The sequence below is a fragment of the Mesorhizobium sp. genome, assembly GCF_024509055.1.
Classification (GTDB): domain Bacteria; phylum Pseudomonadota; class Alphaproteobacteria; order Rhizobiales; family Rhizobiaceae; genus Mesorhizobium.
In genome coordinates, this window is the sequence record NZ_JANINM010000521.1 from 1 (window position 1) to 9,865 (window position 9,865).

8 protein-coding genes and 1 pseudogene are annotated in these 9,865 nt (G+C 65.0%); 5 read left to right on the forward strand and 4 right to left on the reverse strand.

Annotated elements, in window-relative coordinates; all coding sequences use genetic code 11:
* From Q0L57_RS30985 to Q0L57_RS30995, 3 genes are all read left to right on the forward strand, one after another.
* A partial coding sequence (locus Q0L57_RS30985; protein ID WP_296746900.1) for an Ldh family oxidoreductase occupies positions 1–317 on the forward strand: 317 nt, incomplete at its 5' end.
* 386 nt (positions 318–703) lie between these two features.
* Entirely contained in the window at positions 704–1,156 is a 453-nt protein-coding gene (locus tag Q0L57_RS30990; RefSeq protein WP_296746902.1) for a DoxX family protein, read from the forward strand.
* Between the two features lie 104 nt (positions 1,157–1,260).
* A complete protein-coding gene (locus Q0L57_RS30995; protein WP_296746903.1) occupies positions 1,261–2,244 on the forward strand; it encodes a complex I NDUFA9 subunit family protein in 984 nt (327 codons plus the stop codon).
* A 115-nt stretch (positions 2,245–2,359) separates the two neighbouring features.
* Here the strand turns inward: Q0L57_RS30995 and Q0L57_RS31000 are convergent, their stop codons facing one another.
* A complete protein-coding gene (locus tag Q0L57_RS31000) occupies positions 2,360–3,730 on the reverse strand; it encodes a cytochrome P450 (RefSeq protein ID WP_296746904.1) in 1,371 nt (456 codons plus the stop codon).
* Between the two features lie 178 nt (positions 3,731–3,908).
* Between Q0L57_RS31000 and Q0L57_RS31005 the strand changes: the two genes are divergently transcribed.
* Positions 3,909–4,490 (forward strand): NADPH-dependent FMN reductase, encoded by a 582-nt coding sequence (locus Q0L57_RS31005; protein WP_296746905.1) that lies wholly within the window; start codon positions 3,909–3,911, stop codon positions 4,488–4,490.
* Between the two features lie 239 nt (positions 4,491–4,729).
* Complete coding sequence (gyrB, locus tag Q0L57_RS31010) at positions 4,730–7,201, forward strand: DNA topoisomerase (ATP-hydrolyzing) subunit B (protein ID WP_296746906.1); 2,472 nt, start codon at positions 4,730–4,732, stop codon at positions 7,199–7,201.
* Between the two features lie 76 nt (positions 7,202–7,277).
* Here the strand turns inward: gyrB and Q0L57_RS31015 are convergent, their stop codons facing one another.
* From Q0L57_RS31015 to Q0L57_RS31025, 3 genes and pseudogenes are all read right to left on the reverse strand, one after another.
* Positions 7,278–8,675, reverse strand: coding sequence for an NAD(P)(+) transhydrogenase (Re/Si-specific) subunit beta (locus Q0L57_RS31015; protein WP_296746907.1), 1,398 nt, complete (start codon positions 8,673–8,675; stop codon positions 7,278–7,280).
* 1 nt (position 8,676) lies between these two features.
* Positions 8,677–9,099, reverse strand: a complete 423-nt coding sequence (locus Q0L57_RS31020) for a proton-translocating transhydrogenase family protein (RefSeq protein ID WP_296746908.1) — start codon at positions 9,097–9,099, stop codon at positions 8,677–8,679.
* Positions 9,099–9,865 (reverse strand): annotated as a pseudogene (locus Q0L57_RS31025) (NAD(P)(+) transhydrogenase (Re/Si-specific) subunit alpha); the annotation flags it as partial. The gene Q0L57_RS31020 and the pseudogene Q0L57_RS31025, both read right to left, overlap by 1 nt.

Sequence of the window (9,865 nt, forward strand, 5' to 3'; positions counted from 1 at the left end):
ACATCGCCTTGATGGTCGAGGTGCTGGCGGCGGGCATTTCCGGCGCCAACTGGTCGCTCGACGCGCCATGGTTCACCGGCGGACCGGACAGCCCCGGCACGGGCCTTTTCGTCCTGGCCATCGAGCCCAAGCTGCTCGATCCGGATTTCGAGCAGCGCATGCGCGATCAACTTGACCGGCTGCGGCGGCGTTTCGGCGTGCACATTCCTGGCCGTTCCCGGTCCGAGGCGGCAGAGAAGGCCAAGGCACGCGGCATCACGACGTCCAAGGCTGTGGTGCAGCGCATTACCGAATTCGCCGAACGCTACTCGGCCTGATCCAGACCGCGCAAGGGAACCGGCAACGCGTTGCTTGGACGCGCCGTTGAACCTTTCCCCGACACGCGGCGACCCATCACCGGCACCCCCACACCGCGAGCCGCAAGGTCGGTCTCGTCGCGGCTCGCGGCTGGCGGCGCCGCGCCGGGCGTCCAGGGTCGGGGCGGGCGTGCTTGCTTCACGCCACCTTGATGCCGTCTCAGGTCAGGCCGCCTTGTTGGACCCTGTTTCGGCGCGGGGACTGCCCGGAAAACCCCGCCTCGGCGGGGTTTTCTGCGTTCCGGCGTCTTGCAGCACGAAACATGACTGTAACGGTTAACTTTTGTTAACTTGACTTGCCTGGGGCCATCGGGCGTTTGCGAGGGATCACCAAAGAAGGAGCTACGATGTCCGCAACCACCGACGCTTCCCGCGGCACCCTCATCGTCCCGCCGCTCGGGCGCCTGTATTCGTCATTGCACGACGCCGGCGAAACGCTGCTGCGCGCCGTCGCAGGCGGCTTTCTCGCCATCCACGGCTCGCAGAAGATCGTCAATCCGTTCGGCGCCACAGAAATGGTCGAGGGGCTGGGCTTCTATCCAGGTGTCTTCTGGTCGCCGCTGCTCGCCTGCACCGAATTCTTCGGCGGCATCCTGATCGCGATCGGGTTGCTCACCCGTCAGGCCGCCTTTGCCGGCCTGATCGTGCTGCTGGTCACCGTGTGGTTCCACTGGGTCACCATGGGCCAGGGTTTCTCGGGCGCCGAGAAGTCGCTGCTCTGGTCGGCGATCCTGGCCTTTTTCGTCATTCGCGGCGGCAATCGCCATTCGGTCGACGCGCGCATCGGCAAGGCGTTCTGAGCGGAGAAAAACAAGGCGGCGGCGACCTCCGGTCGCTCTTTGCCTTTGGCGAGAAACGGATTAAGAAACGGCTTCAGCCAAGCTATTTGCGCGCGGAGCCAGACATGACCGAAATCCTGCAAACCCCGAAGCTGATCGTCGTGTTCGGCGGCTCGGGCTTCGTCGGTCGCCATGTCGTGCGGGCGCTTGCCAAGCGCGGCTACCGCATCCGGGTCGCCTGCCGGCGGCCCGATCTTGCCGGCCATGTGCAGCCACTCGGCAATGTCGGCCAGATCCAGCCGGTGCAGGCCAATGTGCGCGTGCGCTGGTCCGTCGACCGCGCCGTGCAGGGCGCCGACCACGTCGTCAACCTTGTCGCCATCCTGCACGAGACCGGCCGGCAGAAATTCGGCGCCGTGCACGATTTCGGCGCGCGCGCCGTCGCCGAAGCCGCTCGCTCCGTCGGCGCCGGCCTTACCCACATCTCGGCGCTGGGCGCCGATGCGAACTCGCCCTCGGACTATGCCCGCACCAAGGCGCAGGGCGAAAAGGCAGTGCTCGAGACGATCGCGGATGCCGTCATCCTGCGGCCATCGATCAATTTCGGACCCGAGGACGGCTTCTTCAACCGCTTCGCCAACATGGCGCGCTACTCCCCTGTCCTGCCGCTGATCGGCGGCGGCCAGACCAAATTCCAGCCGGTCTATGTCGGCGACGTCGCGGAGGCGGTCGCGCGTTCGGTCGACGGCAAGATCGCGGGCGGCCAGACCTATGAGCTCGGCGGACCGCAAGTGCTGACCTTCAAGGAATGCATGGAGGAATTGCTCACCGTCATCGAGCGCCGGCGCCTGCTGGTGCCGGTGCCGTGGTGGGTAGCGAACATTCAGGCCTCGATCCTTGGCCTGCTACCCAATCCGCTGCTGACCAAGGACCAGGTGCTGCAGCTGCGCGAGCACAACATCGTTTCCGAGGAAGCCACGAAGGCGAACAGGACCATCACCGGCCTCGGCATCCAGCCGCAGGCGATCGCCACCATCCTGCCGAGCTACCTCTGGCGCTTCCGCGCCGCGGGCCAGTTCCAGCAGCGCCGGCCAGTCGCCGACAGGTAGTCACAGGGAACTCCAGAGCGTTTCAGCGTTTCACGGAAACGCCGAACCGCTCTACCTCTTCGTTTTTTACGCAATTCCGAACGGAAAACCGTTTCACACTTTTCCTGGAATTGCTCTAGCGACGCGGGGCAACCTGCATCGGCAGGCCACCCTGCGGCTGCGTGGTCAATTTCTGCACCGGCCACGGCTTGGTCTCGGCCGTCACGTCGAAGCGGAAGCGGAACAACAGGATTGCCAGCGCGATGATCGCTTCCTGCATGGCGAAGCTCGCGCCGATGCAGACGCGCGGGCCGGCGCCGAAGGGCAGATACTGGAAGCGGTCGATCCGATCGCGGTTTTCCGGATGGAAGCGCTCCGGCATGAAGGCGTCCGGCCTGTCCCAGAGCTTGCGATGCCGGTGCACGACCCATGGCATCACCAGCACGGCGGCGTATTTCGGGATATAGAGGCCGTTCCAGGTCTCGGGTTCGATGGGCTCGCGGTTGATGGAGGGCGCCGGCGGATAGAGCCTTAGCGCCTCTTCGAAGGCGGCGCGCGTCAGCGGCATGGCGTCCAGCCACTTCGTCGGGTCGGGCTCGCGCGCCAGCACGGCGTCGATCTCCTGTTCGATCCGGTCGCGCTCCCAGGGTGCCTCGGCGAGGCAGTAGAGCGTCCAGCCGAGTGCACGGGCGGTGGTCTCGTGACCGGCGCCGATGAAGGTGATGATGTTGTCCTCGACTTCGGCGCGCGTGAGACCCTCTGGTCCTTCGGCCCTCAACAGCAGCGTCAGGAAATCCTGCGGCACGCCGTCGGGGTCGCGCTTCATCCGCTCCTCGCGCATCCTGACCGTGCCGGCGACGATGTTGCGGAAATAGGCCATGGTCTTGCGGCCGCGGATCCGGGTTAGGCGCGGTAGCCATTCGGGCGCGCGCAGCAGGTCGAGCGGGTCGACACGCCCCATGGTCTCGAACAGGCGGTCGATCTCCTTGGCGAAGCTGCCCGGCTCGCCGGCGATCTCGCCCGAAAACAGCGTCTCGGCGAGGATGTCATAGGTGAGCAGCGTCATGTCATGCGCGATGTCGGAGATGCCGCCCGCCTCGTAGCGGGTGACGAACTCCAGCGTGCGCTTCAGCATCGGCTGGGCGAACCCGAAAATGTGCCTCGGCGTGAAGACAGGCGCCATCGCCTTGCGCGAGCGCTTCCACACCTCGCCTTCGGCGGTGAGCAAGCCATCGCGCAGGATTGGGCGCAGGATCAGCTGGCGCACCGTCGCCATCTTGTAGTTTTTGGCGTTGTCGATCAGCACGTGTCGGATAAGCCCCGGATCGTTGGCGACGACCAGCGGCCCGCCGACGCCGGTCACCGAGATCCAGGGTTCGTTGTAGGTATGCTCGCCCCATAGCTCGAGAGGGTTGCGATAGACGATGCGCATCATCTCCAGCGTCGAGGGCGGCTGGGTGCGCGGCTTCGGTGCAGGCGGCACGAAGGGGGCGGGCTTGGTGTCCATGAGCATGCTCCGCTGACAGCGAAAATGTAGCGCCTGGCAATGCGGGCGTCCATGTGACCGAACGGCAACCCGCGCCTCGCCGGAATTTGACCGGTTACCAGAACGTGCCTTCTTGTTGCCCTCGCCTGCTTGCCTTACTGGCGGTTACCAGCGGATACCGTCACCCGAAGGAGCCCCCGTGAAGCATCAATTGAGCATCATCATCGGCAGCACGCGGCCAGGACGCGCCGGTCCGATCTTCGCCGAATGCCTGGAGGGATTCGCGCGCGAGCACGGCAAGTTCGAGCCGGTGCTGACCGATATCGCCGCCTTCAACCTGCCGATACTGGATGAGCCGCACCATCCGCGCCTGCGCAAATACGAGAAGGACCACACCAAGGCCTGGTCAAAGGCGATAGAGGCGGCCGACGCCTTCGTCTTCGTGGCGCCCGAGTATAATTATTTCGTGGCGCCCGCGATCGTGAACGCCATCGATTATCTGGTCGGCGAGTGGCGCTACAAGCCGGCCGCGATCTTCAGCTATGGTGGCGTTTCCGGGGGATTGCGCGCCGCGCAGGCGCTTAAGCCGCTGCTCACCTCGGTCGGCGTCATGCCGATCCCGGAAGGCGTGGCGCTGCCGACATATGCGACGCTGCTCGGCGAGAATCGTTCGTATCATCCGACCGAGCAGGTGCTGGCAGGCGCCAAGACCATGCTCGATGAGCTTTTCCGCTGGAGCGAGGCGCTGAAGGCGCTACGGGCCGGTCTGCCTTTCCAGTGACCAGAATTCATTCCAAGAACAGCGCTTGCAAGGCCGCGCCCAGCCGCGGCCTTCGCATGTGATGCACTCGCTTCCGGGAGCAGTTCCGCCAGTCACGGAAAACACCTGTCTCCAAGCCGGCAAAATGCCCGCAAACCTTGGAAAATCGGCCATTTGCGCCTATATCTAGGACATCAAAACGGCGCGATTCGGGGCCATTTTTCCGCGCCTTGCAAGTGTTCTCAATCAGACAGGTTTTCATGAGCGACCAGACCGAAAACGCCAACGGCGCGGAAGCCGAGTACGGTGCCGATTCCATCAAGGTTTTGAAGGGGTTGGATGCCGTCCGCAAGCGGCCGGGCATGTATATCGGCGACACGGACGATGGCTCGGGCCTGCATCACATGGTCTATGAGGTGGTGGACAACGCCATCGACGAGGCGTTGGCCGGACACGCCGACCTCGTTTCGGTGACGCTCAATCCCGATGGCTCGGTCACAGTCATCGACAATGGACGCGGCATCCCGACCGATATCCACCCCAGCGAGGGCGTGTCGGCGGCCGAAGTGATCATGACGCAGTTGCATGCCGGCGGCAAATTCGACCAGAACTCCTACAAGGTTTCGGGTGGCCTGCACGGCGTCGGCGTGTCGGTGGTCAACGCGCTATCGGCCTGGCTGAAACTCAAGATCCGCCGCAATGGCGAGATCTTCGAGATGGGCTTCACGCACGGCAACGCCGACGCGCCGCTGAGGGTGACCGGCAGCTACAGACAGGACAAGCAGCCCGGCACCAATGAGGGCCGCAGCGGCAGCGAGATCTCCTTCTTCCCATCGGTCGAAACCTTCAGCATGATCGAATTCGATTTCGGCACGCTGGAGCATCGGCTGCGCGAGCTCGCTTTCCTCAATTCCGGCGTGCGCATCATCCTCACGGACGCCCGCCATGCCGATCTTGTGCGCCACGAGCTGCATTATGACGGCGGCCTAGAGGAGTTTGTGAAGTATCTCGATCGGGTGAAGAAGCCGCTGATCGAGAAGCCGATCGCGATCCGCGCTGAGCGCGACGGCATCACCGTCGAGGTGGCGATGTGGTGGAACGACAGCTACCACGAGAACGTGCTGGCCTTCACCAACAACATCCCGCAGCGGGACGGCGGCACCCATCTGGCCGGCTTCCGCGCCGCGTTGACCCGGCAGGTCACCGGCTATGGCGAATCCTCGGGCCAGACCAAGAAGGAAAAGGTGTCGCTGACCGGCGACGACTGCCGCGAGGGATTGACGGCGGTGCTGTCGGTCAAGGTCCCCGACCCGAAGTTCTCCTCGCAGACCAAGGACAAGCTGGTGTCGTCCGAGGTTCGCCCGGTGGTGGAAAGCCTGGTCAACGAAGCGCTGGGTACCTGGCTGGAAGAACATCCGGCGGAAGGCAGGGTGGTGGTCGAGAAGGTGATCCAGGCGGCAGCGGCGCGCGAAGCCGCGCGCAAGGCGCGCGACATCACCCGCAAGAGCTCGCTCAGCGTCACCTCGCTGCCAGGCAAGCTTGCCGACTGCCAGGAGCGCGATCCGGCGAAGTCCGAGATCTTCATCGTCGAGGGTGACTCGGCCGGCGGTTCGGCCAAGGGCGGGCGTTCGCGCCAGAACCAGGCGATCCTGCCGCTGCGCGGCAAGATCCTCAACGTCGAGCGCGCCCGCTTCGACCGCATGCTCTCGTCCGATATGATCGGCACGCTGATCACCGCGCTCGGCACCTCGATCGGCAAGGACGAGTTCAACGCCGACAAGCTGCGCTACCACAAGATCATCCTGATGACCGACGCCGACGTGGACGGCGCGCACATCCGCACGCTGCTGCTCACCTTCTTCTTCCGGCAGATGCCGGAGCTGATCGAGCGCGGCCACCTCTACATCGCCCAGCCGCCACTCTACAAAGTGACGCGCGGAAAAAGCTCGCAGTATCTCAAGGACGAAAGCGCCTACGAGGAATATCTGATCGAATCCGGACTGGACGAGGCATCGCTGGTGCTCGCTTCCGGCGAGGTGCGGACCGGACAGGATTTGCACGGCGCCGTGGACGATGCGCTGGCAGTGCGCCAGCTGATCAACGGGCTGCACACCCGCTACAACCGCAGCGTCGTCGAGCAGGCGGCGATCGCCGGCGCGCTCAACGCCGATGTGCTTGCCGATCTCGGCCGCGCCAACGCCATGGCCGAGCGCGTCGCGGCCCGCCTCGACATGATCGCCGAGGAGACCGAGCGCGGCTGGACCGGACGGCTCTCGACGTCGAATGACGGCACCGGCGGCTATGTGTTCGAGCGCACGGTGCGTGGCGTGAAGGACGCGGTTCAGCTCGATGCCGGGCTGATCAATTCGGCCGACGCGCGCCAGCTCGACCGCTACGCGCCGCGGCTGGCCGAAATCTACGGCGTGCCGCCGGTTCTGCGCCGCAAGGAAACATCCGAGACCATCGCAGGGCCGCTGGCGCTGCTCAACGCGGTGTTCGCCTCCGGCCGCAAGGGCCTGACCATGCAGCGCTACAAGGGCCTCGGCGAAATGAACGCCGAACAGCTCTGGGAAACCACGCTCGACCCGAACGTGCGCTCGCTGCTGCAGGTCAAGGTCAACGACGCCACCGATGCCGACAGCCTGTTCTCGCGGCTGATGGGCGACGAGGTCGAGCCACGGCGCGAATTCATCCAGGACAACGCGCTGTCGGTGGCTAATCTGGATATCTGAGCAGACAGGTCGACAATCTCCGCAACAAAAAGGCCGGCGAAATGCCGGCCTTTTTGTTGCGGAGATTGCGACTGGATCAATGATCCATGGCCTTGACGATTTCCTCGGTCATCTTCTTGGCGTCGCCGAGCAGCATCATGGTGCCGTCCTTGTAGAACAGCGTGTTGTCGATACCGGCATAGCCCGAGCCCAGCGAGCGTTTGACGAACAGGCAGGTGCGGGCCTTGTCGACGTCGAGGATCGGCATGCCATAGATCGGCGAGGACTTGTCGTCGCGCGCCGACGGGTTGGTCACGTCGTTGGCGCCGATGACATAGGCGACGTCGGCCTGCGCGAACTCGGAGTTGATGTCCTCCAGTTCGAAGACCTCGTCATAAGGCACGTTGGCCTCGGCAAGCAGCACGTTCATGTGGCCAGGCATGCGCCCGGCGACCGGGTGGATGGCGTATTTCACCTCGACGCCGTTGGCCTTCAGCTTGTCGGCCATCTCGCGCAGCGCGTGCTGTGCCTGGGCGACCGCCATGCCGTAGCCGGGCACGATGATGACCTTCTGCGCGTTCATCATCAGATAGGCGGCGTCGTCGGCCGAGCCCTGCTTGACGGTGCGTTCGATGCCATCGCTGGCGACTGCGGCGGTCTCACCGCCGAAGCCGCCCAGGATGACGGAGATGAAAGACCGGTTCATGCCCTTGCACATGATGTAGGACAGGATCGCACCGGAGGAGCCAACCAACGCGCCGGTGATGATCAGCGCCAAATTGCCAAGCGTGAAGCCGAGCGCCGCCGCGGCCCAGCCGGAATAGGAGTTCAGCATCGACACCACGACCGGCATGTCGGCGCCGCCGATCGGGATGATGAGCAGTACGCCCAGCACCAGCGAGGCGACGACGATCAGCCAGAAGACGGTGTAGCTCTGGGTGATGACGAGCGACACGATCAGCACCACCAAGGCAATGCCGAGCGCGGCGTTGATGAGGTGGCGGCCGCCGATCATGATCGGCTTGCCAGACATGCGGCCGTCGAGCTTCAGGAAGGCGATGACCGAGCCGGTGAAAGTGATGGCGCCGATGGCGACGCCGAGGCTCATCTCGATGAGCGCCTGGGCGTGGATGTCGCCAGCCGTGCCGATGCCGAAGCTTTCCGGCGCATAGATCGCGGCGGCCGCGACCATGACGGCGGCAAAGCCGACGAGGCTGTGGAAGGCCGCGACCAGTTGCGGCATCGAGGTCATGGCGATGCGGCGCGCGGTGACGGCGCCGATGCCGCCGCCGATGGCGAGGCCCAACACGATCAGCCCGAAGCGGCCGGCCGAAGGGGTAGCCAGCGCCAGCGTGGTGGCGATGGCGATGCCCATGCCGATCATGCCGTAGAGGTTGCCCTGCCGGCTGGTGGTCGGGTGCGACAGGCCGCGCAGCGCCAGGATGAACAGGATGCCGGAGACGAGATAGAGGAAGGAAGCGAGATTGACGGTCACGTCACTTGTCCTTCTTCTTGTACATGGCGAGCATGCGCTGCGTGACGAGGAAGCCGCCGAAGATGTTGACCGAGACCAGCACCAGGGCGACGAAGCCGAAGCCGGCGGCGACGCCGGAGGCCGCGATGCCGACGGCCAGAAGCGCGCCGACGACGATGACCGAGGAGATGGCGTTGGTGACCGCCATCAGCGGCGTGTGCAGCGCCGGCGTCACCGACCACACGACATAGTAGCCGACGAAGATCGCCAGCACGAAGATGGCGAAACGGAAGACGAAGGGATCGATGGCGCCGCCGGACAGCGCATGCGCCGCGCCGCCCGCGGCCTCGGCCGCGCCTGGCGCGTTGCCCAGATTCTGCACCGCCAGCCGCACAGCGGCGGTCGCCTGATCGAGTTGGTCGAGGGCTTTCTGCAAGGCGTCCATCACGCGGTCCCTTTCGACTTGGAAGCGGGCGACTTGGCCGCGGCGGGTTTCTTCTTCGCGGCAGGTTTGGGCGACGCGTCGGCGACCATGGTCGAGGCCGGAATCGCAGCCGGTTCGACATGGGGCTGCTGGTCAGCCTTGGCGAAATTGGGATGCACGACCTTGCCGCCATCGGTCAGCATCGTCGCCTTGACCAGTTCGTCGTCGCGCTTGATGGCAAGCGTCTTGGCCGCCTTGTCGATCATGGTCTCGAGGAAGGCGAAGAGGTTCTTGGCGTAGAGCAGCGATGCCGACGCCGCGACACGCCCCGGCACGTTGAGATGGCCGACGATCTTGACGCCGTTGTCCGTGGTCACGACCTTGCCGGGCACCGCGCCTTCGACATTGCCGCCGCGCTCGACCGCGAGGTCGACGATCACCGAACCCGGCTTCATCGAGGCCACCATGGCCGCGGAGACCAGCTTCGGCGCCGGGCGTCCGGGGATCAGCGCAGTGGTGATGACGATATCCTGCTTGGCGATATGCTCGGCGGTGAGCGCCGCCTGCTTGGCCTGATATTCCTTCGACATTTCCTTGGCGTAGCCGCCAGCGGTTTCCGCCGCCTTGAACTCTTCGTCCTCGACCGCCAGGAACTTGGCGCCGAGCGACTGCACCTGCTCCTTCACGGCCGGGCGCACGTCGGTGGCGGTGACGATGGCGCCAAGCCGGCGCGCGGTGGCGATCGCCTGCAGGCCGGCGACGCCGACGCCCATGATGAAGGTCTTGG

Bases quoted from the DNA above. Each gene is read 5' to 3' on its own strand.
- gyrB (WP_296746906.1), top strand. From the start codon at position 4,730: ATGAGCGACCAGACCGAAAACGCCAACGGCGCGGAAGCCGAGTACGGT.
- Q0L57_RS30995 (WP_296746903.1), top strand. From the start codon at position 1,261: ATGACCGAAATCCTGCAAACCCCGAAGCTGATCGTCGTGTTCGGCGGC.
- Q0L57_RS31020 (WP_296746908.1), bottom strand. From the start codon at position 9,099: ATGGACGCCTTGCAGAAAGCCCTCGACCAACTCGATCAGGCGACCGCC.
- Q0L57_RS30990 (WP_296746902.1), top strand. From the start codon at position 704: ATGTCCGCAACCACCGACGCTTCCCGCGGCACCCTCATCGTCCCGCCG.
- Q0L57_RS31000 (WP_296746904.1), bottom strand. From the start codon at position 3,730: ATGGACACCAAGCCCGCCCCCTTCGTGCCGCCTGCACCGAAGCCGCGC.